Source organism: Pseudobacillus sp. 179-B 2D1 NHS (assembly GCF_045370945.1).
Classification (GTDB): Bacteria; Bacillota; Bacilli; order Bacillales; family Domibacillaceae; genus Pseudobacillus.
In genome coordinates this window covers 140,695-167,376 of record NZ_JBIQDP010000002.1, presented here as the reverse complement: position 1 = coordinate 167,376, position 26,682 = coordinate 140,695, and the positions used below count along the sequence as shown (strand labels likewise).

The following is a 26,682-nucleotide window of genomic DNA, read 5'->3' as shown; positions in this document are numbered from 1 at the left end:
GAGAGGTGAGTAATTCTATGAAAAGCGAGACGAATAAGAAAATGGGAAGACGTGCTGCTGTTGCTGCGACATTCGGGTCCGTTATTGAATGGTATGACTTTTTCTTATATGCTACGGCTTCGGCATTGATTTTTCCAAAGGTGTTTTTTCCTGATGCCGATCCTTATCTAGCAACCTTGCAGTCTTTTGGAGCATTTGCGATCGGCTTTTTTGCTCGTCCGGTTGGTGCCGCAATTTTTGGTCATTTCGGCGATCGGGTCGGACGTAAAAATGCACTCGTGCTGACGATGTTTTTAATGGGATTCAGCAGTTTGGCTATGGGACTTTTGCCTACTTATCACAGCATCGGCATGTGGGCACCTACCTTGCTCGTTCTGTTACGTTTAATTCAAGGAATCGGAGTAGGAGGAGAATGGGGAGGAGCAGTTTTGCTTTCGATGGAATGGGGACAAAAGAAGAGGCAGGCTTTAATGGCCAGTTGGCCGCAAATGGGAGTGTCCGCGGGCCTTTTATTATCTTCTCTCGTTATTTCATTGATCATGTATATATCGGGTGACGGTTTTTATACGTGGGGGTGGCGCATACCTTTTCTCTTTAGCGTCGTTCTGCTTGTCATGGGGTTGATTATTAGAGCAAAAATACCCGAAACTCCTTCTTTCAGAAATGTACAAGAAAAACAAAAAGTGTCTCGTATGCCTGTAGTAGATGTAATCAAACAACATCCAAAGGAGATCATTTTAGCTGCTTTAGTCCGGCTATCTGAAAACGGCCCTTTTTATGTCTATACTGTATTGATGATCAATTATGGAATCGAAACATTTGCGGTCGATAAGCAGTTTTTAGTGAACGCTAACACAGCAGCAAGCTGTGTAATGGTTTTTTGTATTCCTTTATTCGGTTACCTGGCTGATCGGTTTGGGATTAAGAAGATGTATTTAATCGGCGTAGCGGTTACTTTCCTTTGGGCATTCCCGTATATTGGACTGATTAATACAGGTGTTCCTATGGTCATTTTCTTAGCTACTGCTTTATCCATGATTCCTCATAGTATGCAAGTTGGGCCTCAAGGAGCGTTAGTTGCCCAAAGCTTTCCTGCTAGATTACGCTATAGCGGATTGTCACTAGGCTCCCAATTTGGATCAATTATCGCCGGAGGGGTAGCACCGCTTATTTGTACATTCCTTTTACATGAATTCGGCACTGCTTATGCTGTTAGCGGTTATATTGTTTTCGCTGCCATCGTTACGTTCATCGCCTCACTTCTACTTAAAAGCTATGCTGGAGCGGAGGAAGCACAGGAAGAACATGAGAGGGAAATTTCGTCTGCTGCATCTTTACACTAAAGCATCCGGCGATGTATCGAACCAGACAGAAAATCCAACTGTTTCATACTAAATTATCTGAATTATCAAACCTGTTAGTATATTGTGAAAACTGTTTTGAGAATTTAGAATGAAATCATAAGTAAAGTTTAAGACAATGTTGAAAGCGTTAACATGATGGCTCGTTTAATACGGCACTTTAGAGTAAAGGAGGGGAGACTAATGGCGAAGTATACCATCGTCGATCAAGAGACGTGTATCGCCTGTGGGGCCTGTGGAGCGGCCGCCCCTGAAATTTTTGATTATGACGATGAAGGAATTTCCTATGTAATTCTTGATCAAAATGAAGGAACGATGGACGTGCCTGAAGAATTGATCGATGATCTGGAAGAAGCATACGAAGGATGTCCAACAGAGTCAATAAAAGTAGCAGATGTCCCTTTTCACGGAAATCCACTGAAGTATGAAGAAGCAATCTGAAAGGGATTTATCTTTTTTAATGCAGGGATTGTGCTTTTAGCCTGGTTGATATAAATCAATAAATTAAAATAAGAGATTCACTAGAGGAGGAATTCAAATGATCGAGTCTGTTGCTAAGAATAAGCGTGTTGTGGAAATCTATGAAAGCTTTGTTAAGCATATGAAGAACTTTCTGGATGAACAGCAAATCAATCATGAAGAATATACAAACTTCGTAAATTGGGCAAATCGCCTAGGTACAAGCGGTGAAATTCCTTTGTTTCTAGATGTGTTCGTTGAAACACATGTACTTGAATCAAAATATAAAACTCTTCCAGGAACAGAGCCTTCTCTTCTTGGTCCATATTTTGTAGAAGGAACGCAGTTGTTAACGGAACAGCCTTTTGTTATCCCGCAAAGACCAGATGAAAAAGGGGAAAAACTAGTATTTCGTGGAAATGTCAGCTCTGTGAATGGCCAGCCGCTGCCTAATACAAGAGTAGAATGGTGGCAGGATGATGCGGACGGATTCTATTCTAATTTTGACTCCGATGCGCCTGATTTTAATTTACGAGGTCATTTCTATACAGATGAAAATGGTCATTTTGAAGTGCATTCGATCGTACCGGTTCCTTATCAAATCCCAACAAACGGTCCAACAGGAGAATTTGTAAGGGCTGCCGGCTATCACGCTTATCGGCCGGCCCACCTGCATTTAAAATTCGAGAAAGAAGGTCATGAAGCTCTGATTACGCAAGTATTCTTTGAAGGGGATGAGTGGCTCGAAACAGATGTAGCTAAAGGGGTTCGTTCTTCTTTGCTTACTAAGCTGATAGATAAAGGAGAATATAAAGAAGCTTCGTTAGATTTTGTTATGCGAACTGAATAAGGAAGGGAAAAGAAGGAAGAGAAGCTCTTCCTTCTTTTTCTTCCTAGATAATAGAATCACTAATTTTTTGAAAGGGATGGAGATATGGGGAGAAATGCACTGTGGACAAAAGATTTTTTATTTCTATCACTCGCCAACTTTTTTTTATTTTTAGCTTATTATGCTTTGCTCGTTACGCTCCCCTCAGCCGCCATCCAACACTATAATGTATCAGGGGCAACAGCCGGACTGTTTACAACGGTTTTACTGGGAGCCGCTATCGTCGTAAGGCCGTTTACCAGCCGCTGGATTGAACAACATGGAAAGCAGGCTATCTTCCTTATTTCATTGTTGATTTTCGTTTGTTCTTCGATTGCTTATAGTTTTTTTTCTTCCATTATACCTTTGCTCTTTATTCGATTTATCCATGGACTTGGATTTGGGATTGCCACTACTGTCACCATTGCTATTGTCGCTGATATTGTACCTGATTCTCGGAAGGGGGAAGGGATCGGTTATTTTATTATGTCATCCAATTTAGCGATGGTGATAGGGCCTTTCATCGGTTTAAGGATATTGGATGGGTTTAGTATTCATAGTTTGTTTTTTGTGTCGGCATTTTTTTCTTTGTCTGCCTTTCTTTTAGGCTGTACAGTACGACTGCCTAAAGAACAGCAAGTTACACCATTGCCAGGCTCAAAAAAATTTTTTGCCTTCGAAAAAACGACGATTCCGATTGCCATTACAGGAGCCTTTTTTTCTTTCGCTTATTCTTCTGTTCTATCTTTCATGCCGGTATTCGCTGATGAGCGGGGACTAGCGAGAGAAGCGGGTTATTTTTTTGCTGTGTATGCCACTGTTTTAATGATAAGCAGACCTTTTACGGGCAGATGGTTTGATGCGCATGGAAAAAATGTTATTGTTTTTCCATCGATTCTCTTATTCGCATCAGGAATGTTTTGTCTCGGAATGGCAAAAGAAGCTGTTTTATTTTTTGTTGCAGCAGGACTTATTGGTATGGGCTGGGGTACGCTTTTTCCAAGCTTCCAGACCATTGCTGTTCAAGAGGTTGAACCACATCGGCGATCCGTAGCAACCGCTACTTTCCTATCTATTTTTGATATTGGTATTGGCGGCGGTTCATTCGCTGCTGGGATATTTACAGAAAAGCTTGATATTGGTATTTTATATGCAGGCAGTTCTATCTACATTTTGCTCGGACTTTTTGTTTATTATTGGGCTCAAAAGAAAAGGGCAGTAGAAATCAAACAGGCAAGTCAAAGACAGGAGGCTTAATAAGTTTTTATCAACTGTAAAAAAGTATATGAAAGTAGCTTGGAGCTATACTTTTTTGTGGTTTATAGATAGAAAGAATATTGCTAATATTTGTGATACGAACATTTATAAGCGCAAATATTTTGTTCAGCAAAGGGTGGGGAGAAATGAAGTCGTATCAGCTGCTATTTGAGAACTTAATTGATGTAAATCCCCGTACTGGAGAAATTAAATTTAGCGACAGAAGAATGGCTCTCGTGCCTGTAGAAGCATTAGGAATTCTGCGCAGAGATTTAGTTAATACGTTAGGCATGGAGCGGGCAAAGGGATTTTTAATGAGGTACGGGTGGGCATGGGGATATCGAGACGGAGAAACCATTGAAAAAATGTTTGATTGGGACTCAAAGCAAGAGCTTATACTGGCAGGACCTTATTTGCACACCTTAGAAGGGATCGCCACCGTCGAGCAGGATGTAATTGAACTAACAGAGGAAGTTCTTTATTTTACGGGATTCTGGAAAAATTCTTTTGAAGCTGTGGAGCATATTGATCACTATGGCTGCAGCGAGGACCCAGTCTGCTGGACATTGATTGGTTATGCAAGCGGTTATTTAACTAAAACGTTTGGCAAGGAAGTATTAGTCATTGAGGAAGAGTGCCAGGGGAAAGGGGACGCACATTGCCGCTTTGTTGCAAAAACCGTTGATGAAAAGGATGAGCGCCATCAACAGGACTTGCGCTATTATAAGGCGGAATCGCTGCTGTCTGAACTAGATCATGCTTACAAAGAAGTGCAGCAGTTAAACGAAAATATCACCCGATCAGAACAAATTCAAAAGCAATTAACAGATATGCTGCTCGAAGATAAGAGTATAACAGATACGATTCGATTTCTTGCCAATACTTTGCAAAAAAGCATAGTGATTGATTATTACTTTGAGAAGTTAGAGTGTGCATTTGTCTGCTTAGCTGATGAAAAGACCTATCAAAACTGGCGAGAGAATAAAGGCGTTTATAAGGAAGGACAAAAGCAGATTGATGCGTTTTCCATTCGGGCTCACAATGAAAATCTCGGAAGTCTGGTCGTTATTGGCGACAAAGAGCTATGTCAAAAAGAACGAATGATTACTGAACGGGCGCTTACCGTTTTCTCGATACAAATGTTTCATCAGCGCAAGTTGACACAAGCGCTTTGGAGCAAAAAGGAAGATTTTTTTCAAGAAATATTAAATAATAATTACGATGAACATACTCTTCAAAGGTACACACATATTTTCAATTTTAACCCCAAAAATTCAAGCCGCATTCTTACACTGAAAGTCGATACCGATTTAAAACGAAAAGAAATTCTTCATTATATTTGTTTGTTGTATCCAGACACGGATGTGTTTTTAAAGGATCAATATATCACTTTTATATTGTCAGAAGAAGACTACTCGGAAATCGAAAGGTTTTCAATCAAGCTGCAATCCGCTATTCAAAAAGAATTCAAGCCTATAAGGATATACATAGGGGCCGGGCGTAAGGTAAATCATCTAAAAGACTTACCAAGAAGCTATGAAGATGCCTGCCATATTTGTGATTTTATCGAGGCCGCCTATCCGACTGATAGCAGGATCTCCTGCTTTGAAGAATTAGAGCCGGTTATTATGTTTTTTAAAGGCAGTAATCAACAAGAGCTGATCGAATTTTGCAAGAGGACGATCGGAGATATCATTGAGTACGATGAATTAAATCAGGGGAATTTAGTGATTACATTAAAATCTTATTTAGAGCATAATGGCAATCTCCAGCAAACAGCAGATGACTTACATTTATCAATTGCAGGATTGCGTTATCGGATAGAAAAGATCGAATCGCTTTGCCGATCTGACTTAAAGACTGGCATTGGTCGTTTTAATTGTCAATTGGCTGTCCAAGTGTATTTTGCCTTGAGAATCATTGAGGGAGATTCCCCTTTTGCTGCGTTAAAAATATAAATAGAGAAGGCCGCCTGTCCGTTCCTTTTGGAGCCGATCGGCGGCCTTTATGTGCTTTCATTGGATCAAGAATAGGACAAAATTTATACTTTACTCTCATTTAAAAGCGAAACCACAAAATATGAAACAAAACTAGAGATATACCACGTTTTTTTACAGTTCAAACTATTCTAATTATTCAGGATAATATATTTACAACATGAAAGCGCTTTATAACAAGGAGGCAAAATAAGGAGGAATAATAATGAATGCACAACAAACGGCAACCACCAACCGGCCTTTAACAGGAAAAGAATATTTGGAAAGTCTAAAAGATGGGCGTGAAATATGGATTTATGGCGAGAAAGTAGAAGATGTCACCACTCACCCCGCTTTTCGTAACTCGGCCCGTTCAATCGCCCGGCTTTATGATGCCTTGCATGATGAAAAAACAAAAAATGTTTTAACGGCCGAAACGGATACCGGCAACGGTGGATACACTCAAAAATTTTTCCAATTTGATAAAACAGCAGAGGATCTCTTAGCTTCCCGCAATGCCATTGCTGAATGGGCAAAGCTCTCTTATGGGCAAATGGGAAGGTCTCCCGATTACAAAGCGTCTTTTTTGGCAACGCTTGGTGCTGATCCTGATTATTATGCTCCTTATGCAGATAACGCAAGAAGGTGGTACAAGGAAGCACAGGAAAAGAACTTATTTTTCAACCATGCGATTATTAATCCACCAGTGGACCGTAACAAACCATTAGAAGCGGTGCAAGATATTTTTATTAAAGCAGTGGGAGAAACAGAGGAAGGGGTCATCGTTAGCGGTGCCAAGATGGTCGCCACCGGCTCCGCTCTAACCAACTATAACTTTGTGGCTCATTACGGGGCAGCTCCTATTAAGGATGAAAACATGGCCCTTTGCTTTGTAGCTTCGATGGATACGCCAGGTGTCAAACTAGTGTGCCGGACTTCGTACGAAATGAACGCGGCTGTTATGGGCAGCCCATTTGATTATCCGTTGAGCAGCCGCTTTGATGAAAATGATGCCGTGCTGGTGTTTGAGAATGCCTTAATCCCTTGGGAGAATATTTTAATTTATAAAGATGTGAAGAAGATTAATAACTTCTTTGCAGAGAGCGGATTCTTACATCGTTTTACTTTCCATGGCCTTACAAGACTAGCAGTAAAGCTAGACTTTATCGCCGGCTTATTGATCAAAGCGGTTAAGGTGAATGGAACCGACCAATTCCGCGGTGTGCAGGCGAATGTCGGAGAGGTTATTGCTTGGAAAAATATGTTCTGGGCTTTAAGTGACGCCATGGCGATGAATCCAAATGAAGGAAAGAATGGCACGGTGCTGCCAAACTTAAATTATGGGCTCGCCTATCGGGTCTTTATGTCAGAAGGCTGGCCGAAAATTAAAGAGATTATTGAAAACGTCGTGGCAGGCAGCTTAATCGTTCAACCTTCCAGCGTACGAGACTTTAAAAATCCTGAGCTCCGTTCTATCATCGATAAGCTGTACAGAGGCTCCAATGATGTAGATGCCTTAAATAAGATCAAGCTCATTAAATTGCTTTGGGACGTAGTAGGAACAGAATACGGCGGCAGACACGAATTGTATGAAAGAAATTATTCTGGAAATCACGAAAATATCCGGCTTGAAAACCTCGTTGTCGCTACTAGCAGCGGAGAGGCAGAGAGGATGGAGAAATTCGTTGAAGCGTGTATGAATGATTACGACTTAGACGGCTGGAAAAATGACACATGGATAAACCCCGACGATGTCAGCTATTTTTCAAAGTGACCAGTAAGAGAGTCCGGAAGAGTTTCACTGGCTGTTTTCAAAAAAAGCTCTATTGGAGGAGAAGTGAACAGGCCGTTAAGGAGACGCTGCATCAATCATAGGATATGGAGGGAACTTCTATGGAAGTAATCAAAAACCATAATTTAAAGCTGAAGCAATCTGTCGTGACGATCGGCGCTTTTGACGGCATTCATATTGGGCACCAGTCGCTTATCAAGAAGACGGTCAATCGGGCACGCCAGTTAAATGTTCCTGCGGTAGTCTATACGTTTGATCCTCCTCCTAGACCCTATTTTCAAAATCAAATGATTTTAACGACTGTGGAGGAAAAAGTCGGATTTTTAAAAAAGCTTGGTATCGATTATGCCATTATTGCAAGATTTGATGAAGATTACGTGGCAAGAAGTGCTGAAGACTTTCTAAAAGAATTGGAAGCCTTGTCTCCACAAGAGGTATGGATAGGGCCAAATTTTCAATTTGGAAAAGGCAAACAAGGAACAACGAAAGAATTGGCTGCCCGTTTTCATACATTTATTCATCCGCTGGTTAAGTGTGCAAACGGACAACCGGTTTCTTCTACACGAATAAGAAACTTACTTGATGAGCAGGAAGAAAAGCTGGCAAATGAGCTTCTCGGAAGAGATTTGTTTGCCGGCGCTTAAATATAGTGATTCTTGAGCGAAAGAGTCTTATAAAAAAATAAATTGAAATAGGGAGGAATTAAAATGATAGAATCTGTTGCCCAAAGTAAACGAGTGGTGGAAATCTATGAGAGCTTCGTTAAGCATATGAAGAATTTTTTGGATGAGCAGCAAATCAATCATGAAGAATATACAAACTTTGTGAAGTGGGCAAACCGTTTAGGCACGAGCGGGGAAATTCCTCTGTTTTTAGATGTATTCGTAGAAACATATGTATTAGAAGCAAAATATAAGGGCCTTCCTGGAACAGAGCCGTCGCTTCTTGGCCCTTATTTTGTAGAAGGAACTCCATTACTGAAAGAGAAACCTTTCGCCGTCCCGCAAAGACCGGATGAAAAAGGGGATAAGCTTGTATTCCGTGGCAGTGTCCGCTCCGTAAATGGAACGATTTTATCTAATACGAGAGTAGAATGGTGGCAGGATGATGCGGACGGCTATTATTCTAACTTTGATTCTGATGCTCCCCACTACAATTTAAGAGGACATTTCTATACAGATGATAATGGCCAGTTTGAAGTACACTCCATCGTACCGGTTCCTTATCAAATTCCAACGAACGGGCCAACCGGAGAATTTGTAAGAGCGGCTGGTTATCATTCCTACCGTCCAGCTCATATTCACATGAAATTTGAAAAAGAGGGCCATGAAACATTGATTACGCAAGTATTCTTTGAGGGTGATGAGTGGCTCGATACAGATGTAGCCAACGGCGTCCGTTCTTCTTTATTAACGAAGCTTGTAGACAAAGATGATCATAAAGAAGCTTCACTGGACTTCGTTATGCGGACGGAATGAGAAAGAAGTTACTGAAGAGGGAAGGGGGATAACTGCCTCTTCTCTTTCTTTGCTCACAAAAAAGCTATTTCAAAAAAATTCAACCATTTTTTGAGGGAGTAAATCCGTTCTTCTTATTTATTGAATAGCGCAAAGCTGACGAAAAAACCTTATAAAAAAGAATAAAAGAGAGCCAGAAAAGTGTTTGCTAAGTATCTGATACTCTATAGACGATTTAAGTTATACTCGAAACGTTGAGCGCTATATGATAGAATAAATTAACAAATAAGAAACTGCCTATTCATTAGCGATTAAAAGATGCCCTTTTTTAATTGAAACTAGTGAAAGAACTGGCTGTCTTAAATAACTGCTGTCAAAATTTGATAGCACTATTTAAGGCAGCCAATTTTTATTATAAGGAGTGAAAATCATGAAGATGTATATGAAAGAGATTAATAACCGCAGGTTCCAATTGGCTGACTACCCTGGAAAAAAAGGGACGATCATTGCGATTCACGGCTTAACAGGCACGCACAAAAATATGCATTATTACGCTGAGTCGTTAAAAGGAGATTACCGGTTTATTTCACTTGATTTAAGAGGGAGAGGCAATAGTTCAGAGATGGATGAGGAGCCTTCGATCTTCAAGCATGCAGAAGATATTATAGATTTAATAAAGGAGCTTAAAATTGAAAATCCCATTTTAATCGGCCATTCGATGGGTGCTTTTATCTCGACTATTGTGGCCAGCAAATTAAATTCTGTGAAAGGGATTATTTTGTTAGATGGCGCCGCTTTAATGTCTGATCATCAGCGCGATATTGTGAAGCCGTCACTTGGAAGGTTAAGTAAGCAGTATGAGTCAGCGGAAAGGTATGTGCAAGAAACAAAAGGAATTTATGAGCGTTTAGGTGTAGAGTGGTCCCCGGTATTAGAAGAGGCGGTCCGGTATGAAATTCGGGAAGCGGAGGGCCATTGGGAACATAAATCGTGCGAAGCAAAAATTTTATCTGACTTTGAAAGTTTTTATTCCTATTCTCCTAAAGAGATATGTGAAGCAATTCAATGCCCAGTTTTATTGGTATATGCCAAAGGGGAAATCGGACCATTTCCTCCTCTGTTTTACGAGGCAGACTACGATGAAACAAAAAAATATACAAAGAATATGAAGACAGTGATTTCAGACAGCAATCATTACACGATGGTATTTGAAAACAGAGAAGAAATCAATCAGATAGTAAAAGAATTTTTGCAGAATATTCGTTAAATTAGTTGTAATATTTAGAATTTAGTGTAAAATATAAATATGAATTAAATGAGCGATTGCCTATTCATTAGCTATTAAAAATTACCCTTTTTAATACTACCTAATGAACAAATGGCTGTCTTAAACAACTGTTATCTCATGAGATAGCAATGTTTAAGGCAGCCATTTTTTTGTGGCAATGGTGTAAAGCTTTCAATCGATCTTACCTTCACAATTTAATGGAATAGGATGTTGAAAATGAGCAAAGGATTAGCATATTTCAAAGAAGTATACGATAAAGTGCCAGGCTGGGTACAAAAAATGCATGATTATAGCCCTGAAGCGCTTGAGCATTACACAAGTTTGCGCGGCGGCATTATGAATGATAGCGCCCTAACAAGAAAAGAAAAAGATATTCTGCTAGTCGGCATGAATGCAGCACGGCTGTATGAGCGGAGTATGGTCTACCACACGAAAGGAGCGTTAGATGGCGGAGCGACTATACCGGAATTAGTAGAATACTTGTTGGTTTCCTATTTATATAACGGAGAGAAAGCATTAAAAACAGCTACCAAATCGTTAGAGTATGCCTTGTCATTAAAAGGAAAAGAGGTTCCTGATTTCAAAAACAATGCACAAACAGCGGAAGAACTGCTGAATCGGATGATTCAATTAATGGAGGATGAAGACACACAGTTCGCGGAAGAAGTGTTGGCCTTGATTCGTTCGGGAGAAGAAGAGCAGTTAAAAGAAAAAATAGTAAGCGATGCAGTAGTTTCCCGGAGAATGAAGCATCTTTTAATATCAGGTATTTATATTACCGAACTAAAAGGAAAGGAAGCAGGGGAGTGGATGGAAGCGGCCAGAAAACAGGGAGCTTCCGAAGCGGAATTAGCCGATGTTGGATTGATTTGTTTATTAACAGCAGGCATTCCGGCCTGGTTTGAAGCCAGTGATTCATTAATTGAAAAATAAAGGGGAAGAGGTGGTGAAAAGCATGGCGAAAATCCATGAGGACATCAAGCAAGCTTTGTCTTGTGTACAGTCTGGCCACACGCTTATGGTCGGCGGATTTGGTTTAATCGGAGCGCCTCTAACATTAATTGACGGACTGGCTGAAAGAGACGTATCCAATTTGACGATCATTAGCAACAACTTAGGGGAAGTCGGCCGGGGGTTGGGGATTCTCCTTAGACAAAACAAAATCAGGAAAGCGATCGGCTCTTATTTTACAAGCAACCGGGAAGTGGGCGACTATTATCAAAAAGGAGAAATAGAGTTGCAGCTGTTGCCACAGGGGACGTTATCCGAGTCCATGCGAGCGGGCGGAGCAGGAATTGGCGGGTACTATACGAAAACTGGTGTTGGAACCGAATTAGCTAAAGGAAAGGAAGAACGGGAGATTAACGGAGTGAAGTATATTTTTGAACCGGCCATTCGGGCAGATGTGGCATTAATCAGAGCACATAAAGCAGACACGCTTGGAAATCTTGTTTACTACAAGACAGCTCGTAATTTCAATCCGTTAATGGCCACAGCAGCCGATATCGTTATCGCCGAAGTAGATGAAATTGTTGAACCAGGCGAACTGTCACCGGAAGAAATTGTAACGCCTCATTTATTCGTCGATGGAATCGTGAAGGCACAGAAAATATTGACGAAAGCCGGGGTGGTCAGTTGTGGCTGAAAAACATACTATTCAGGAAGTGATCGCTGAACGAGCCGCCAGAGAATTAACAGGTCCTTGTATTGTTAATCTGGGGATCGGAATTCCAACATTAGTAGCCAAGTATATTGATGATAAAGATGTTTATTTTCATACGGAGAACGGCCTGCTTGGTGTAACGGATGTAGAAGAAGATGAGATCGATCCGAACCGGGTGAATGCAGGTAAATTGCCAGTTGGTGAAACGATCGGTGCCTCATTTTTCAACAGTGCAGATTCTTTTGCTATGATTCGCGGGGGTCATGTTGATGTCGCCATCCTTGGTGTATTGCAAGTGGATCAAAAAGGTATTATTGCTAACTGGGCTGTGCCGGGGAAGAACATTATGGGAGTAGGCGGCGCGATGGATTTACTTGTAGGAGCAAAGAAAGTAATTGTCACAACGACACATACAACAAAAGACGGAAAAAGCAAACTGTTAAAGGCGTGTACGTTCCCAATTACTTCAACAAGAAGTGTAGATATGATCATTACCGAGCTGGCTGTTTTTGAAGTAGCTGACGGCAAACTAAAGTTAATCGAGTTAATGCCGGGAGCGACAATAGAGATGGTACGAGAAAAAACAGAAGCAGAATTTATAGAGCAGAGGATTGATGATAATGAAGATTCATTCGCTAAATATATACGTAGTTGACCTGCCGACCATTCGTCCTCATCATTTAGCGATGCATACGATTGTCACACAAACCATTGTATTGGCGTGTATGAAGAGTGAGGATGGCATAGAAGGATGGGCGGAAGTAGCGACGATTGGTGGCACGTCTTATTCGGAGGAAAGTCCGGAAGCCATTAAGTTTAACATTGAAAAATATATTAAGCCGCTCATTATTGGGGAGAGTGCGGGAAACTTTGAGGCATTGTCTTATAAAATCGGTACGTATGTGAAAGGAAATTACTATGCAAAGGCGCTCATTGAAGCAGCAATGGTTGATTTAACTGCTAAAACAAGAAACGTTCCTGCCTACGAATTATTTGGCGGGCAATGCCACGCTTCATTACCTGTCGCCTGGACACTGGCCAGTGGTGATACAGCAAGAGACATTGAAGAGGCGCAGCGTTGTCTGGCAGAAAGAAAGCATAATATTTTTAAATTAAAAATTGGAAAGGGGGATCCAAAAACGAATGTGGCTCATGTGATTAAGATCAAAGAAGCGATTGGGGAGTCCGGTAGTGTCCGGGTTGATGTGAACCAGGCGTGGGATGAAGTGACCTCTTTGTATTGTATTGAAGCACTGGAAGATGGCGGCGTGGACCTCATCGAACAGCCACTCGTCCGTTGGAACAATGAAGGCATGGCGAAGCTTTCGGCTCGTTTCAAAGTGCCGATTATGGCCGATGAATCGGTTGGCACGATTCAAGAAGCATATCAAATGGCTAAGTGCAGGGCAGCGAACGTATTTGCTTTGAAAGTTGCCAAAGCCGGCGGTTTAACAGCGGTGAAAAAGGTGGCCGCTATTGCGGAAGCGTCTGGAATACCGTTATATGGCGGAACGATGATCGAATCCTCGCTCGGAACGGCCATTTGCGCGCAGCTCTATTCCACTATTTCAGAAATGACGTTTGGCACAGAACTATTTGGTCCGCTGCTATTTAAAGATAATGTGACGGTTAACGAAATTGAATATGAAAACTTTGAAGTAAAAGTGCCGAACGGGCCAGGGTTTGGGATGACAATCGATAAAGAAAAAGTAAAACATTATTCAAGAGAAGTGTATATGGTATAAACTTATAAGGGAAAAAATAATTCCCTTACATGGTGAATGCCACATAGACATGGGATCTTGAAAGGATGTAGTTGTATGAGAATGACAAGTGTACTGATTACCGCTTATGCAAAAGCACCGCAAAATACAAGCATGTATGAAAATTATAAATACGCGGGAATCGTGCTTGAAATTCATAAAGAAAGTCATATTGTCCTCAATGCCGAATTTACCTTCTTAACGAACCTTGCTCAGGATTACTTTAAGAGAATGATTGTTGGTTATGACTTTAGCAAAGATCTTAAACCGCTGATCGAAGAGATCACGGAAGATTTTCTGGCGCCGTCCCAGCAGGCGGTAATCGTAGCGTTAAAGGTGGCGCATCAGCGGTATAAAGACAGTTTGGAAGCGAGAAAATAAGGAGCAAATCACCGAAAAGATATAGTAGAGCGTTTCCTCTTTATCTTTTAATAATCCTATTTGATTGAATATTTAAAATTTTGTTTATTCCAGTTTTTACGTCTTTCCAAGAAAGTGGAGCGTACAGTTGCGCAGTAATTTGATAAGCAAGAATTATAGAAATAAAGATAAACAAATTTCATGTAACAATATAAAAGGAGCGAGAATAAATGGACAAAGCAGAAAAGCAGAATTTATTTAAAGAAGTGATGGGAAACTATCCGACGGGAGTAACGATTGTAACTGGAGTTACTGAGGATGGAACACCGGTTGGCTTAACCGTGAATTCATTTGCGTCCGTCTCGCTTGACCCCTTGATGGTGCTTTGGTCTATTGACCATGGAGTGTCAACAATTAAAGCATTTACAGAAGGAGGAAAGTTTGCTATCCACGTTCTCGCTGGTGAACAGCAAGAACTATGTAAAACCTTTGCCACAAAAGGAGTAGATCGCTTCGGTCAGTGTAAGTGGGAGATGTCTGAAAATGGACTGCCAATCATTGAAGGGGCGTTTGGTGTCTTTGAATGTGAAACATCTCAAGCTGTTGAAGCAGGAGATCACACGATATTGATTGGGAATGTGACCAATATCCATCTTGATAAAACTAAAGATCCAATGCTTTATCATCGCCGTTGTTTCGGTCCAATTCCGGCTGAGTTTTATAGCTATGTTAAGTGAACAATCAAAAGAGGTTATCAGTTAATGGATAACAAAAATCGGGCAAATTGCCCGATTTTTTGTTGGCTATTAAGATATCCCTAGGGTGACGCCGAGCTTCTTCAAATATTGTCTGTAAGCGATGCTCACGCGGTCAGAGATCAATGAAAGCTCAACTTGCAAGTCAAGCGGCAGCTCCTCTGGTTTTTGGTTTTCGACGATCGGTTTGTCCTGAGAGAAAATTTCATCCTGGAATTCGACCAGCTGCTGGTCTGTTAGCCCGGTATCGTAATTGAAAGAAAGAATACCGTAAGCGATGGAAGTTATTTCATCAACAGGGCGGACTGTTAAGAGAATCGTCATTAATGTATCATTTTCACGGTCTTTCTTCGTGAATTTTACCGTTAATGGACGAATGATTTCATACGTGTAGTAAACATATTTCGGTATGCCAGATCCGTCTGGGTCAGGCTGGAAAATAGCAATTTCGTCAGAGAATATCCGGCTGCCTTCCCAATGGACGGAATAGTCCCCGATCTCCCGATGCGTTTCTGCCCCTAAGTACCCTTGATGAACAACAGCAAGATGGCCGACATCAAGAAAATTCTCAATGATGCGCGGTGGCTTTGCTTGCACTTCTTGCGGTCCCCAAATGACATTGTGAAAGTCTGTGCCTTCCATTTCCTCATATCGAAAAAATTCTGGTTGGTTGTTCGCTAAGTTGACCCAAATGAAGCCGTATTTCTCCACACAAGCGTAGGAGACCGCTTTCGCTTTTTTAGGGATAGCCCTTCCTTCCGGCAGCTGCGGGATCTTCACGCAATCGCCTTGATCATTATATTCCCAAGCATGATAAGGACAGACGAGACAGTCATTCTTGACTTCTCCGAGTGATAAAGCAGCTCCTCTGTGGATACACAAATCTTTAAAAGCGTGCACGCCGTTATGGTTTCTGAAAATAGCCAAACGTTCTCCCATAAGAATGACTTGAACAGGCTTTTCTTTTACATCCTCTGAACGACAAGCTACTAGCCAGTCCTGCCGTAATACATCGTCTTGCAACATATCTCTTATCCCTCCGAATCAATATCATGCCTTTATTTTAATAATAGGAGAGTAGTAGGTCAACAAAAATACGAATTAAATTATATTTTTTTGAAAAAATGTTCGTTTTTTATATACAAAAAAGAATTTTTTTTATATAATCCACTTGAAAATAAATAAAAAACGAATAAAAGGAAGGGTTGCAGTGGAAAACAAGTCAGGAAACAACATTATTATCGGAGTAGATGATAAAGTTAGCCCCGGTAAAGCATTTGTCCTTGGATTACAGCATGTGCTGGCTATGGATTTATATATTGCCCCAATTGTCATTGCAGGCCTACTTGCGTTAAGTACAGAGAATACATCTTTCTTTATCCAAATGTGCTTCTTGGCCACAGGACTAGCTACATTAATTCAAACAGGTGCAGGAATCAAGCTTCCAGTCGTACAAGGGCCGTCTTATGTGCCGATTGGTGCGATCGCTGCAATTGGCGGTAAGCTCGGTCTTGGCGCAATTGCAGGGAGCCTCATTCCTGGTGCCATCATTATTGCTATCCTTGGGTATCCGTTAAAGTGGTTTGCTAAAGCAGTTAGAAGAATTATTCCACCACTTGTCGGTGGTACGGTTATCATTATTGTAGGTATCGCTTTAATGCCTGTCGGGCTTAATAATGTGTTTATCTCAGAAGGAAACATCGGGGACAATATTTTGATCGCAGCTGTTTCGGCGATCGTGCTCGTTATTTGTATGCTGCTTGGCCGTAAAAAGAATGGTTTCAGCACGTTTTTACGCTTGGTCTCTGTTATTATTGCCATTGTCGCCGGTACAATCACAGCCAGCTTTTTTGGCACAGTTGATTTTTCCCCAGTAAAAGAAGCGAGCTGGTTTGCCCTGCCGACCTTATTTCCGTTTGGAAAGCCGATATTTGATGCCGGTGCTATTATTACAATGGTGTTTGTCTATTTCATTATTTTAATGGAAACAACAGGTACTTGGTTCGTTGTCTCTACTGTTACTGGAAAAGAACTGGACGAAAAACGCTTGAATCGAGCTTCTGTTGGAGAAGGGCTTGGCTGTTTGGTCGGGTCTCTATTTGGCAGCACGCCGATGACGGGTTATTCATCAAATGCGGGCCTCCTAGCTATTACCGGTGTGGCAAGCCGGATGGTCATCATGGCAAGTGGACTGATTCTTGTCTTTCTTGGCCTTATTCCTAAATTGTCCACAGCGATTACGTGTATCCCTGAGCCTGTAATCAATGGGATCTTTGGCATCGTTTGTGTAGCTATTGTTACGAATGGCATGAAAGTTATTCAACCCATCATCATTGATGACCGCAATATGATCGTGATTGGCCTTCCAATTTTATTAACCATTGCTGTTACCATTTTACCGAAAGAAGTACTCAATAGTGTTCCTGACTGGGCTAACTATATTTTATCTTCTGGTATTACAGTTGGTGCACTGGCAACTGTTCTTCTAAATCTGGCCATTCCGGAAGAAAAAAGAAAAGCAGAAAAGGAAGTAAGCAGTTTATAGTGATTTGTGAAAAAGCCATCATCCTTCTTAAGAGGGATGATGGCTTTTTATAAAAGAACAGTTATTAAGGAAATCGGATAGGAATGTTTGATTTATGCTGGTCCTTATAGGAACGATAAGCGACAATGCTCCGGTCGGTTGTCCGGGCGTCTAATTGTAAAATCTGTGGCCCTTTCATCTCCAAATAATAATGGATGCCCATTGTTTCAAGGTCGTAGAACGTGAAGGTTTTCCCTAAAAAAGTTTTAGTCACTTTCTTTGTATCATGATGGGTGGGAATGAAGGCTGCCAGTTCTGTAACAGAGGCAGAAGGTATGCCTGTTAATTCAAATGTTTTTTCTTTTATATAGGCGGTAGTCCGTCCGATTGTTTCCTTTGCCTGATTCACCATCTGATTCACGTTCATAGGGTTATCACCTCAAGAGCTGACCCATCATGCAAATGGGTCAGCTATTTGTTAATGATCCAATAAAATCATGCTGTTTTGCATTTGCTGAAGCTGCAGTCTCATTCGGTGAAGCTGTTCTCTTTGCTGCTCGTTTGCACTAAGTAACAATTTATCCAATTGATTGTAAGCATCCTCCAACATCAATTGAGACTGAGAAAAGTTTCCATCATTATTATGCTCTTGCCGAGCTGCCTGCTTATATTGTTCTTCAGCATAATTAATTGCCCCTTGACATTGCTCCAAACATTCATCGACAGATTGTCTTGTTGCCATGCAGATCCTCTCCTTGCGACAAGTAATAAAAGCTTGCCGTTGCCTTTAGTTTTGCCTTTTTTATTTCTGATTATTAAAGCCAAAGATTGAAAGGACGAGAAGTTTGCATGTGACATTTTTCCATACTACAGCTGGTGTTTTAAGCAAATAGTAAATACAGGGGGTGTTAATATGAGCAAAAATAGAAATCGGGGCAATAAAGCTTTCAGCGGTGTAAATCCTCAAGGGTATGCCGGAGGAGGAAAAGGAGATACGAGCCCAAAGTCAGAGCTCGAAGATAGAGCTAAACATAGCAATACGAAGCGTTAACATTTGCTCTCCCGCTATAACGGCGGGAGGGCGATTCCAAACGAAGTGGTTTAAGCAAATGAATGTTTGGCAGCAGAATGAGTGTGGCCATGACAGAAAGACTTTAACGACGTCTTATTCCAGATTCGATGTAAACATGCGCACATAGAGGTAGGGGAATCACAGAGAATCCATTACAGTTCAAGTGCCCGATTGCCCATTATCCTCTAAAGACGCAGGTTTTTTTTATGATGAATATAGGTCTATTTATTCGCAACAAATTACATAGATTTGTTAACAGAGTAGTGTTAATATTGAGATAGTTAATGAGGGGGGAGAATAATGTTACATCCATTAAGAGAAATAGTGGAGCATTTATCAACTATTCAACAGACTTATCCAGAGGATACTTGCTTGATCTTAAGTGACAGGGAAACAATCATTGGCTATCTTCCAGGAAAGGAAATTGATTTAAAGTTAAAAGTCGGCGAGAGCATGTCCAAATATAAAAAATCTGCTACTTATAAAGTGTTGCAGACAGGTGAAAAAATTCGTGAAGAAATACCTGCAGACATGCTTGGCATTCCTTACGTATCAACTTGTACACCAATCAAGCAAGATGGACAAGTGATTGGCGCCTTTGCGGCAGTCGTTTCAAATCAAAAGATGGAGGATCTTCGCAAAGGAGCGGAAAAACTCAGCGCGGTTATTAGCCAAATGACAACGTTTTCAGAAGAAATAGCCTCCATCACTAATTCTTCGGCAGATAAACTCCAGGAATTGTCTCAGCAATCAGAAACGATGAAAAATAATATGAAGAGTGTGGAAAGAATTATTCAGCAAGTAAAGGAGATTTCCTCCAGGTCAAATATTTTAGGGTTAAATGCATCAATTGAAGCTGCTCGTTCTGGAGAGTATGGAAGAGGATTTTCAGTTGTGGCTGATGAAATACGTAAAATGGCCGCTAACAGCAATTCGGCGGCTGAAGATATACAAAAGCAGTTGGAATTAACTCAGAAAGAAATTTTAAAAATTAATGAATCTATCCATGAAATTGCCGCCCAAACAGAAGAACAATCGGCTAGTACGCAAGAGTTCCATTCAATGGTAGAAAGAATTTCTGATACAGCTAAACTGTTAAATAAGCACGGTGGAATCCATCATGCGTCCCATTAATGGCTGCCAAAGAAGGCGGTCTTTTTTTATTGGCAAGAACAAGCTTATATATTAGGTGTGGTGAAAGGCGTACACAACAAATTGATTGCTGAATGAGCAGGATTATCTCTATATTTCTGACAATCATCGTCCCGCTTATATTCAGCAGAGGGGGAACAGCAAAATAAATGAAAAGCCAAGCTGTCTTACTGCTGGCATGATGAAAATATTAGGCCATTACTTGTCACTATGCCTAATCGCCAACTATGCAAATACAAATTCCATGCTGTTTTAGCAATAGCTGCTATACACAACGAGGACGATTGAATGTGATGTCAACGATTTCGTGGAAGGTGTGGGGAAAAGCTATTTGGGGTATAACAAAAGGTAGTATCCAGTGCAGCAGTGGAATGCTAAAAAATGGGGTGAAAAGAGTGTTTTATCGTTATTCTATAGCTTTATTATGTTTGGCTGGAGGAGCCTTCTTGTCTTTAAAAACCCGACGTCAACAGCGGTTGGCTCGCATCAATAGTCTGATGATCAAATCCATTGAACAGAAGGAAAATGAAATTACCTTTCATTGGAAAGGAGAATTGGCGTCCTATAACCTGTACAGGGAGGGGGAGCTCGTCTATTCAGGATCAGATACAGAAGTGACGGATACAGGACTTCTTCCAGGTCAGCCATATTCATATACAATCGAAAAGAAAAGGGCAGGAAACCGTCCTTTAAAGATAATAAAAATACAGACCGCTACTGCTACTGCGGCAAAAGATAAGAGCTCTGTCAATGTCTTACAAGATTTAATCGTTACAACTATTGTAACAGACTCGCTTGTTAGTATGGAATGGGAGCCGATTGAAGGGATTGAAGAGTATTCAGTTTACCGGAACGGAGAAAGAATAGCAAAGGTAAAGGATTGTCGTTTTATTGATAATGATGTTCAAGCCAACAAGGATTATACGTATTCTATTCAAGCGGCCCGTCCCCTAGTGTTGTCAGAAAAGAAGATGAGTGAGGAAAAATTCGCCATAGCAGGGATTATCGGCTTTTTCAAAAAGGGAGCATCGGAAAAGGAAGCAGTCCTGGAAAGATTTAATCTAACTAAACGAATTGGCACAATTGAAAATGTATTAAAGCCAGTAGAACAGCTGTCTGAAGAGACAGAATGGATGGTTCGTTACACAACGTTTTTAGAGAATAAATGGTTGAAAAACCCCAACTTCTTTTCCCCGCTTCGTTATTTTAAAGGAGATAACCGCGGGTTTGACCCTGATTCTCAAGATTATCGAACAAGAGCGGACATTCGAGTCAACTATAATGGACAAAGTCCTCAAGTTCATTTATCAAGAGATGTTGGCAAAACAAAAGCTTATGGGTGGATGAGAAGGCTGAAAAAAGAAGAAACAGCTTCAGAGGACGGTATTAAGATAGAAACTGTAAACACAACAAGCGAAAAAGTCATTGTTCATCTTACTCACTCAGTCGGAAATCCATTGGTTACTTCCCCAGCAATTGATTATAAAGTACGGGCTTTGCTGTTCAGCAATGGTTTTTTTGATATTAGCGGGATACATGACCAATCTCCTCATCATGAAATATACATTAAGAATAGCAGTCATCCTTATTGGCAGCCTCTTCATCAAGCAGAGAGCAAAGGCTTAGAATGGATGTCGACAACGATGGCCGATCAATTTTGGAGAGTTTCTAACTTTATATAAAAAAAGGAAAAGCGAAAAACGCTTTTCCTTTTTTATATAAAGCGAGCCCGCACACTCGGTGACGGAAGCATGCAGCTTTCTTTTTTGCCAAACCATTTATAACGGTTTTTGGCGATAAAGTCATAAGCTATATTTCGGATTGGACGAGGCACGATAATCAGCGCATATAACAGTTTCCATGCTCCCTTTAAATGTTTGCAAATACGAAGGGCAGCGGCTGATTTGTAATAAACTTTGTCTCCTTCAATCAAAATCATACTATCAATATCAGATGGCACGCGGTGTTTTTTCAATAACGATTGCCCGGTGTCACTTTGCAAAGAGGCAAAGTGAAAGATGCCTTTAGGGTCATTCTTTATAATGAACTGGACACTTGAATCACAAAAATTACATTCACCATCAAATAAAATAATCGGGTTCATTTTTTGTCCTCCTCTATTTCTTAAAATATAAATTCATTACTTCTATTTTATCCTCTTTTAAGTCGCATAAAACGTTCAATGGTTATCATGAATGAAACTATAAAAAAAATCAGCATACTAGAACAGTCATAGTCTAACAATTTTTCTTTTTAGAACCATTATATGTTCAAAACGAACAATATGACTTGACTATTTTGTTTTAAAGTAACATAATTATGTTTGAAAGTAACAAAAGATTATTTGATATGAAGGCGGTGCTTGGCAATGTCGTCTTATGAGCGAAAAAAGAGCATTCTTGAACAGTTACACATTTACGGAAAGGTCGAGATTACAGAGCTTTCAGAAGCTTTATCTGTCTCTCCAATGACGATTCGTCGAGATCTCGATCTATTAGAAAAGCAAAAAAAATTAATCCGCACACATGGAGGAGCCGTTCTTCCACAGGCTTTAATTAATGAACAATCTTTTGCTTCCAAAGCAGGATCGGCCGTTGAAGAAAAAAAGCAAATTGCGTTAGAAGCTGTCTCTCTTGTTAAGCCAAATATGACCGTTTTGCTTGATTCAGGAACCACCACACTGGAAATTGCCCGGCTGTTGAAAAGCAATGTGCCAGCCACCGTAATAACAAACGATATACAAATTGCTGCTGAGTTAATGGATAGCCATTTGGAAGTAATTGTAATTGGTGGGCGGCTCCAAAATGACGTCGGTGCCTTGTTCGGCTCTCTTGCAGAAAATACATTAAGAAATATGCATGTTGATCTCTTTTTTATGGGAGCCCATGCGATTCATTCAGCATTCGGTATTACAGCCCCCACACTCGAAAAAGCGGCTGTTAAGCAAGAGATGATAAAAACTGCAGAAAAAGTTGTGCTTGTGGCGGATTCATCTAAATTCCATCAGAAGGCGTTTTCTAAAGTATGCGATTTAGACTTTGTCACGACCGTTATTACAGACAGATATATATCTGAAGAAATTCGAAAATCCTATGAGGAATACGTAGATATAGTAATAGCAAAGTAGGTGGGCAGGATGAAAATAGGAATTATTGCAGATGATTTAACGGGTGCGAATGCGACTGGTGTTCGGCTTGCGAAAGCTGGCTTTGTAAGTGCCGCTGTTGTTTTCGGAGGAGGAGTCCCCACATCAGGAAACTTTACTGCTATTAGTATAGATACAGATAGTCGCTATATAAAGCCAGACACTGCTAAGTATCGTGTTCAAAAGGCTTATCGACAGTTAAAAGATTGGGGAGCGGATGTAGTAGCCAAGCGGATTGATAGCACGGTTCGCGGAAACTTAGGTGCAGAAACAGACGCTCTGTTAGATGCGATTGGTCCTGGCAGTATTGCTGTTGTAGTGGCTTCCTATCCGGATTCAGGACGTGTCACCTCCGGCGGATATTTGCTTGTAGAAGGGATGCCTGTTCAAGCAACAGATGTAGCAAAAGATCCGATGAACCCCATTGCAAGCTCTTATGTCCCAGATGTTATAAAGGAGCAAAGCCGCTATGAAGTCGGCCATATTGGGCTAGGGACGGTTTTAAAAGGAGCGGAAGCCATTTTACCTGCAATGAAGGCGTTAATGGCTGCAAACAAACGAATTATTGTCGTGGATGCAGTAACGAATGAAGAGATTGACCATATTGCAGAATCGATGGCCGCTATTGATGAGTATACGATCATCCCTGTAGACCCTGGTCCATTATCAGCTGCCTACGGCCGTGTCAAATCAAGACAAAGCATACATCTGAATAAATGGATTGTCACAGTAGGAAGCGTGACTCCGTTAACAGGACGGCAAATTCGCTATTTAATCGATAAAACCAACTCACATCCTGTGTATGTTAATGCGGCGAATCTCGCATCTTTAACAGGTTCATGGGAAGAAGAAGTGCAGCGGGCGACAAAGGAAGCGTTAGAAAAGCTAAAAGAGGAAGAAATTTTAATTATTACAACACAGTCACCCGCGTCCATAGTGTTGCCGCTTTCAGAAATAGCAAAAGAAGAAGGAACAACAGAGGAAACACTGGCTAAAAGAATCACGGACGGGTTGGCTAAAATTACCTATGGAGTGTTTAAAGAGCGGGGCACGGCCATTAATGGCACTTTTTCAAGTGGAGGAGATGTAACGGCTGCTCTTTGTGCAGTGAGCAAAGCGGAGGCCATTCAACTGGAGGATGAAGTACTGCCGCTCGCTGCTTATGGAAAATTTATCGGTGGGGCCCTTAACGGCATTCCGGTTGTGACAAAAGGCGGAATGGTCGGCGACAAACAATCAATTTATCAGTGCGTCAATTATCTAAGAACAAAAAATCATGAAGGACGTGTTTAATATGACAATAGAACGTGCAATTATCGCTATCCCTATGGGAGATGCAGCCGGGATTGGACCGGAAATTACCGTAAAATCATTAGCCAAAGAGGAAATCTATTCTATGTGCCGTCCCCTCGTTGTTGGTGATGCAGCAACCATACGCGAAGCGATTGTAGTAACAGAAACTAATTTGAAAGTAAATGAAGTGTCTTCGCCAGCAGAGGGGAAATATGAATTCGGCACAATTGATGTATTGAATTTGGCAAACATTGATGCAAAGGCCCTTCAACCTGGGAAGGTCCAGGCTCAATGTGGACAAGCAGCTTTTGAATATATTAAAAAATCCGTTCAGCTGGCGATGGATGGGAAAGTAGCCGCTCTTGCTACTACACCGATTAATAAAGAATCGTTGAAAGCTGCGAATGTACCATTTATCGGTCATACGGAAATGCTAGAATCCCTGACGAATTCCAAAGATCCGTTAACGATGTTTGAAGTGCGCAGTCTGCGTATCTTTTTCTTAACCCGTCATGTGTCTTTAAAAGAGGCGATTACTCAGATGACAAAAGAACGCGTTCATGACTATTTAATCCGATGTGATCAAGCGTTGAAGCGTCTTGGAATTGAGAATCGCTCGATCGCAGTGGCTGGATTAAATCCACATAGCGGAGAAGGCGGCTTGTTTGGCGATGAAGAAGTAAAAGAAATTGGACCGGGAATCGAAGCGGCCAAAAGAGACGGAATTAACGCTTACGGACCAGTGCCGGCAGATTCTGTTTTCTTCCAGGCGTTAAATGGCAAATATGATGCCGTTCTATCCTTGTATCACGATCAGGGACATATCGCTGCTAAAATGACAGATTTTCATCGTACGATTTCTATTACAAACGGCTTGCCTTTCTTGCGTACATCAGTTGATCATGGAACGGCATTTGATATCGCTTGGAAAAATATTGCTTCCAGTGTCAGTATGGAAGAATGCATTAAATTGGCAGCACAGTACGCACCAAAATTCACACGAGAGTCGCTTTAATAGAGAGAACCAAAAGAGAGGGGATTCTCCCTTTCTTTTTACCTATATTGAAAGGGGTTGCAGAGGATGACACCAGAAACGCAAATGATCGTCGGATTGATTATTGGTGTAGCCGCATTGATCATACTTGTGTTAAAAACAAAAATTCATGCATTTTTAGCTTTGATTATCGGAGCTTCTTTAACTGGAATTATTGGTGGGATGGACCCGGTTAAAGTAGCGGAAACAATCTCTGCAGGGTTTGGAAGTACGTTAGGATCGATTGGGATTGTTATTGGTTTTGGCGTAATGATCGGCCGGATTTTGGAAGTATCGGGTGCAGCAGAGAGACTCGCCTACAGTTTAATTAAACTTGTCGGAAAGAAAAAAGAAGAATGGGCGATGGCCATTGCCGGATATATTGTGTCTATTCCTATTTTTGTCGATTCAGCATTTGTTATTTTAAATCCATTAGTTAAGGCGCTTTCCCGCAAAACAGGAAAGTCTGTTGTCACGCTTGGAGTCGCATTGGCCATCGGGCTGGCTGCTACGCATCATGCTGTGCCACCTACGCCAGGACCACTGGGTGTAGCCGGTATTTTCGGAGTGGATATTGGCTTAATGATTGCTTGGGGGTTAGTGTTTGCCGTTCCAATCATTATTGTTGGTGTCACTTATGCCAAGTGGATTGGCAAGAAAATTTACCAGCTTCCTGCTGAAGAAGGGGCAGACTTTGTCCGTCCAGATGCTCCACAGGCCTATCAGGAGTTTTTGGAATTATCAGCTGAAAGAAGCAAAGAGTTACCTTCTTTATTTCGTTCAATCCTGCCTATTTTATTGCCGATTGTTTTAATTTTTATTAATACAACATTAAGTGCGATGGAGATCAAGGGAGGATGGATTGACTATTTGTTATTCCTAGGTCAGCCAATCATTGCTGTAGGACTGTCATTGGTGGCAGCGATTTATGCATTGGCAGGACATATGAAGCGTGAGGAGGCACTTGAACGCATGGAGGAAGGAATGGTCACAGCCGGTATTATTTTACTTGTGACAGGAGCCGGTGGTGCGTTAGGGCAAGTGCTTCGTGAAAGTGGAGCCGGAGATTATATTGCCCAGCAAATTGCTTCTTTGCCATTACCAGCTATTTTAATTCCATTTTTCATTGCGACACTTGTCCGCCTTGTTCAAGGAAGCGGAACAGTAGCGATGATCACAGCAGCCTCCATTTCCGCGCCTATTGTGGCGAATCTAGATATCAATATGGCGCTCGCAGCCCAGGCAGCTGCACTTGGTGCGATGATTTTCTCTTACTTTAATGACAGTTTATTTTGGGTGGTTAACCGGATGCTTGGCATTAAAAATGTAAAAGAGCAAATACTCGTTTGGTCTGTTCCGACAACATTAGCATGGTTAACTGCTCTGGTGTCCCTGCTCATTGCTAACTTGTTTGTTTAAGAGATTGATTGATTGCTGCTGGCTAAAAATATCATGAAGAGCTGC

27 protein-coding genes are annotated in these 26,682 nt (G+C 41.1%); 23 read left to right on the top strand and 4 right to left on the bottom strand.

From position 1 onward, the window contains the following. Positions 1–17: 17 nt before the first annotated feature. From ACH0BF_RS03195 to ACH0BF_RS03125, 15 genes are all read left to right on the top strand, one after another. Complete coding sequence (locus ACH0BF_RS03195; RefSeq protein WP_120036714.1) at positions 18–1,343, top strand: MFS transporter; 1,326 nt, start codon at positions 18–20, stop codon at positions 1,341–1,343. 201 nt (positions 1,344–1,544) lie between these two features. Continuing rightward, on the top strand, positions 1,545–1,802 hold the full coding sequence (locus ACH0BF_RS03190) for a ferredoxin (protein WP_120036716.1): 258 nt from the start codon (positions 1,545–1,547) through the stop codon (positions 1,800–1,802). 97 nt (positions 1,803–1,899) lie between these two features. Then, complete coding sequence (locus tag ACH0BF_RS03185; protein ID WP_406908835.1) at positions 1,900–2,670, top strand: dioxygenase family protein; 771 nt, start codon at positions 1,900–1,902, stop codon at positions 2,668–2,670. 84 nt (positions 2,671–2,754) lie between these two features. After that, complete coding sequence (locus ACH0BF_RS03180; protein ID WP_340855142.1) at positions 2,755–3,945, top strand: MFS transporter; 1,191 nt, start codon at positions 2,755–2,757, stop codon at positions 3,943–3,945. Positions 3,946–4,091: 146 nt separating this feature from the next. Beyond that, positions 4,092–5,903 (top strand): XylR N-terminal domain-containing protein, encoded by a 1,812-nt coding sequence (locus ACH0BF_RS03175; RefSeq protein ID WP_406908833.1) that lies wholly within the window; start codon positions 4,092–4,094, stop codon positions 5,901–5,903. 244 nt (positions 5,904–6,147) lie between these two features. Then, positions 6,148–7,695, top strand: coding sequence for a 4-hydroxyphenylacetate 3-hydroxylase N-terminal domain-containing protein (locus ACH0BF_RS03170; protein WP_340855136.1), 1,548 nt, complete (start codon positions 6,148–6,150; stop codon positions 7,693–7,695). Positions 7,696–7,814: 119 nt separating this feature from the next. Beyond that, a complete protein-coding gene (locus tag ACH0BF_RS03165; RefSeq protein WP_120036724.1) occupies positions 7,815–8,357 on the top strand; it encodes an FAD synthetase in 543 nt (180 codons plus the stop codon). Positions 8,358–8,420: 63 nt separating this feature from the next. Next, the gene (locus ACH0BF_RS03160; protein ID WP_406908832.1) at positions 8,421–9,191 is read left to right on the top strand and encodes a dioxygenase family protein; all 771 of its coding nucleotides are present in this window, start codon (positions 8,421–8,423) and stop codon (positions 9,189–9,191) included. Between the two features lie 409 nt (positions 9,192–9,600). Then, positions 9,601–10,437: an alpha/beta fold hydrolase gene (locus tag ACH0BF_RS03155; RefSeq protein WP_340855132.1), complete on the top strand. Its 837-nt coding sequence runs from the start codon at positions 9,601–9,603 to the stop codon at positions 10,435–10,437. A gap of 237 nt (positions 10,438–10,674) precedes the next feature. Beyond that, positions 10,675–11,391, top strand: a complete 717-nt coding sequence (locus ACH0BF_RS03150; RefSeq protein WP_406908831.1) for a carboxymuconolactone decarboxylase family protein — start codon at positions 10,675–10,677, stop codon at positions 11,389–11,391. A gap of 22 nt (positions 11,392–11,413) precedes the next feature. Beyond that, positions 11,414–12,103 (top strand): CoA transferase subunit A, encoded by a 690-nt coding sequence (locus ACH0BF_RS03145; RefSeq protein WP_120036732.1) that lies wholly within the window; start codon positions 11,414–11,416, stop codon positions 12,101–12,103. Beyond that, positions 12,096–12,776 (top strand): 3-oxoacid CoA-transferase subunit B, encoded by a 681-nt coding sequence (locus ACH0BF_RS03140; protein WP_340855124.1) that lies wholly within the window; start codon positions 12,096–12,098, stop codon positions 12,774–12,776. Before ACH0BF_RS03145 ends, ACH0BF_RS03140 begins: the two co-directional genes overlap by 8 nt. Next, entirely contained in the window at positions 12,742–13,866 is a 1,125-nt protein-coding gene (locus tag ACH0BF_RS03135; protein ID WP_340855122.1) for a muconate cycloisomerase family protein, read from the top strand. The genes ACH0BF_RS03140 and ACH0BF_RS03135 overlap by 35 nt, the downstream gene beginning before the upstream one ends. A 75-nt stretch (positions 13,867–13,941) precedes the next feature. Then, entirely contained in the window at positions 13,942–14,265 is a 324-nt protein-coding gene (locus ACH0BF_RS03130; protein ID WP_120036736.1) for a DUF3870 domain-containing protein, read from the top strand. Between the two features lie 209 nt (positions 14,266–14,474). Next, on the top strand, positions 14,475–14,981 hold the full coding sequence (locus ACH0BF_RS03125; RefSeq protein WP_120036738.1) for a flavin reductase family protein: 507 nt from the start codon (positions 14,475–14,477) through the stop codon (positions 14,979–14,981). Between the two features lie 69 nt (positions 14,982–15,050). Here the strand turns inward: ACH0BF_RS03125 and ACH0BF_RS03120 are convergent, their stop codons facing one another. Then, complete coding sequence (locus ACH0BF_RS03120) at positions 15,051–16,025, bottom strand: aromatic ring-hydroxylating oxygenase subunit alpha (protein WP_120036740.1); 975 nt, start codon at positions 16,023–16,025, stop codon at positions 15,051–15,053. A gap of 184 nt (positions 16,026–16,209) precedes the next feature. On the opposite strand from ACH0BF_RS03120, the gene ACH0BF_RS03115 reads away from it, so the two are divergent. Then, entirely contained in the window at positions 16,210–17,544 is a 1,335-nt protein-coding gene (locus ACH0BF_RS03115) for a uracil-xanthine permease family protein (protein WP_340855114.1), read from the top strand. A 64-nt stretch (positions 17,545–17,608) separates the two neighbouring features. Here ACH0BF_RS03115 and ACH0BF_RS03110 read toward each other — a convergent pair whose 3' ends face one another. Next, positions 17,609–17,950 (bottom strand): hypothetical protein, encoded by a 342-nt coding sequence (locus tag ACH0BF_RS03110; protein WP_340855111.1) that lies wholly within the window; start codon positions 17,948–17,950, stop codon positions 17,609–17,611. A gap of 51 nt (positions 17,951–18,001) precedes the next feature. Then, the gene (locus tag ACH0BF_RS03105) at positions 18,002–18,271 is read right to left on the bottom strand and encodes a YtzC family protein (RefSeq protein ID WP_340856452.1); all 270 of its coding nucleotides are present in this window, start codon (positions 18,269–18,271) and stop codon (positions 18,002–18,004) included. A 165-nt stretch (positions 18,272–18,436) separates the two neighbouring features. Here ACH0BF_RS03105 and ACH0BF_RS03100 point away from each other — a divergent pair, with 165 nt between their 5' ends. The 3 genes from ACH0BF_RS03100 to ACH0BF_RS03090 all read left to right on the top strand — a co-directional run bounded on the left by ACH0BF_RS03100 (position 18,437) and on the right by ACH0BF_RS03090 (position 21,429). Continuing rightward, positions 18,437–18,574 (top strand): small, acid-soluble spore protein L, encoded by a 138-nt coding sequence (locus ACH0BF_RS03100; protein ID WP_120036748.1) that lies wholly within the window; start codon positions 18,437–18,439, stop codon positions 18,572–18,574. A gap of 321 nt (positions 18,575–18,895) precedes the next feature. Further along, positions 18,896–19,729, top strand: coding sequence for a methyl-accepting chemotaxis protein (locus ACH0BF_RS03095; RefSeq protein WP_120036750.1), 834 nt, complete (start codon positions 18,896–18,898; stop codon positions 19,727–19,729). Between the two features lie 464 nt (positions 19,730–20,193). Further along, the gene (locus ACH0BF_RS03090) at positions 20,194–21,429 is read left to right on the top strand and encodes a DUF3238 domain-containing protein (RefSeq protein WP_340855103.1); all 1,236 of its coding nucleotides are present in this window, start codon (positions 20,194–20,196) and stop codon (positions 21,427–21,429) included. 32 nt (positions 21,430–21,461) lie between these two features. Here the strand turns inward: ACH0BF_RS03090 and ACH0BF_RS03085 are convergent, their stop codons facing one another. Continuing rightward, the gene (locus ACH0BF_RS03085) at positions 21,462–21,851 is read right to left on the bottom strand and encodes a thiol-disulfide oxidoreductase DCC family protein (protein ID WP_340855100.1); all 390 of its coding nucleotides are present in this window, start codon (positions 21,849–21,851) and stop codon (positions 21,462–21,464) included. Positions 21,852–22,115: 264 nt separating this feature from the next. Between ACH0BF_RS03085 and ACH0BF_RS03080 the strand changes: the two genes are divergently transcribed. The 4 genes from ACH0BF_RS03080 to ACH0BF_RS03065 all read left to right on the top strand — a co-directional run bounded on the left by ACH0BF_RS03080 (position 22,116) and on the right by ACH0BF_RS03065 (position 26,637). Next, on the top strand, positions 22,116–22,874 hold the full coding sequence (locus ACH0BF_RS03080; RefSeq protein ID WP_340855096.1) for a DeoR/GlpR family DNA-binding transcription regulator: 759 nt from the start codon (positions 22,116–22,118) through the stop codon (positions 22,872–22,874). A gap of 9 nt (positions 22,875–22,883) precedes the next feature. Beyond that, positions 22,884–24,185, top strand: a complete 1,302-nt coding sequence (locus ACH0BF_RS03075) for a four-carbon acid sugar kinase family protein (RefSeq protein WP_340855094.1) — start codon at positions 22,884–22,886, stop codon at positions 24,183–24,185. Position 24,186: 1 nt separating this feature from the next. Continuing rightward, complete coding sequence (pdxA, locus tag ACH0BF_RS03070; protein WP_340855092.1) at positions 24,187–25,200, top strand: 4-hydroxythreonine-4-phosphate dehydrogenase PdxA; 1,014 nt, start codon at positions 24,187–24,189, stop codon at positions 25,198–25,200. 66 nt (positions 25,201–25,266) lie between these two features. Then, a complete protein-coding gene (locus ACH0BF_RS03065) occupies positions 25,267–26,637 on the top strand; it encodes a GntP family permease (RefSeq protein WP_340855090.1) in 1,371 nt (456 codons plus the stop codon). Positions 26,638–26,682 lie beyond the last annotated feature (45 nt).

Coding starts and splice junctions, on each gene's coding strand:
- ACH0BF_RS03165 (WP_120036724.1), top strand. CDS start 7,815: ATGGAAGTAATCAAAAACCATAATTTAAAGCTGAAGCAATCTGTCGTG.
- ACH0BF_RS03110 (WP_340855111.1), bottom strand. CDS start 17,950: ATGAACGTGAATCAGATGGTGAATCAGGCAAAGGAAACAATCGGACGG.
- ACH0BF_RS03150 (WP_406908831.1), top strand. CDS start 10,675: ATGAGCAAAGGATTAGCATATTTCAAAGAAGTATACGATAAAGTGCCA.
- ACH0BF_RS03075 (WP_340855094.1), top strand. CDS start 22,884: ATGAAAATAGGAATTATTGCAGATGATTTAACGGGTGCGAATGCGACT.
- ACH0BF_RS03135 (WP_340855122.1), top strand. CDS start 12,742: ATGAAGATTCATTCGCTAAATATATACGTAGTTGACCTGCCGACCATT.
- ACH0BF_RS03160 (WP_406908832.1), top strand. CDS start 8,421: ATGATAGAATCTGTTGCCCAAAGTAAACGAGTGGTGGAAATCTATGAG.
- ACH0BF_RS03180 (WP_340855142.1), top strand. CDS start 2,755: ATGGGGAGAAATGCACTGTGGACAAAAGATTTTTTATTTCTATCACTC.
- ACH0BF_RS03185 (WP_406908835.1), top strand. CDS start 1,900: ATGATCGAGTCTGTTGCTAAGAATAAGCGTGTTGTGGAAATCTATGAA.
- ACH0BF_RS03155 (WP_340855132.1), top strand. CDS start 9,601: ATGAAGATGTATATGAAAGAGATTAATAACCGCAGGTTCCAATTGGCT.
- ACH0BF_RS03095 (WP_120036750.1), top strand. CDS start 18,896: ATGTTACATCCATTAAGAGAAATAGTGGAGCATTTATCAACTATTCAA.
- ACH0BF_RS03190 (WP_120036716.1), top strand. CDS start 1,545: ATGGCGAAGTATACCATCGTCGATCAAGAGACGTGTATCGCCTGTGGG.
- ACH0BF_RS03085 (WP_340855100.1), bottom strand. CDS start 21,851: ATGAACCCGATTATTTTATTTGATGGTGAATGTAATTTTTGTGATTCA.
- ACH0BF_RS03130 (WP_120036736.1), top strand. CDS start 13,942: ATGAGAATGACAAGTGTACTGATTACCGCTTATGCAAAAGCACCGCAA.
- pdxA (WP_340855092.1), top strand. CDS start 24,187: ATGACAATAGAACGTGCAATTATCGCTATCCCTATGGGAGATGCAGCC.
- ACH0BF_RS03100 (WP_120036748.1), top strand. CDS start 18,437: ATGAGCAAAAATAGAAATCGGGGCAATAAAGCTTTCAGCGGTGTAAAT.
- ACH0BF_RS03195 (WP_120036714.1), top strand. CDS start 18: ATGAAAAGCGAGACGAATAAGAAAATGGGAAGACGTGCTGCTGTTGCT.
- ACH0BF_RS03175 (WP_406908833.1), top strand. CDS start 4,092: ATGAAGTCGTATCAGCTGCTATTTGAGAACTTAATTGATGTAAATCCC.
- ACH0BF_RS03120 (WP_120036740.1), bottom strand. CDS start 16,025: ATGTTGCAAGACGATGTATTACGGCAGGACTGGCTAGTAGCTTGTCGT.
- ACH0BF_RS03145 (WP_120036732.1), top strand. CDS start 11,414: ATGGCGAAAATCCATGAGGACATCAAGCAAGCTTTGTCTTGTGTACAG.
- ACH0BF_RS03125 (WP_120036738.1), top strand. CDS start 14,475: ATGGACAAAGCAGAAAAGCAGAATTTATTTAAAGAAGTGATGGGAAAC.
- ACH0BF_RS03065 (WP_340855090.1), top strand. CDS start 25,267: ATGACACCAGAAACGCAAATGATCGTCGGATTGATTATTGGTGTAGCC.
- ACH0BF_RS03080 (WP_340855096.1), top strand. CDS start 22,116: ATGTCGTCTTATGAGCGAAAAAAGAGCATTCTTGAACAGTTACACATT.
- ACH0BF_RS03170 (WP_340855136.1), top strand. CDS start 6,148: ATGAATGCACAACAAACGGCAACCACCAACCGGCCTTTAACAGGAAAA.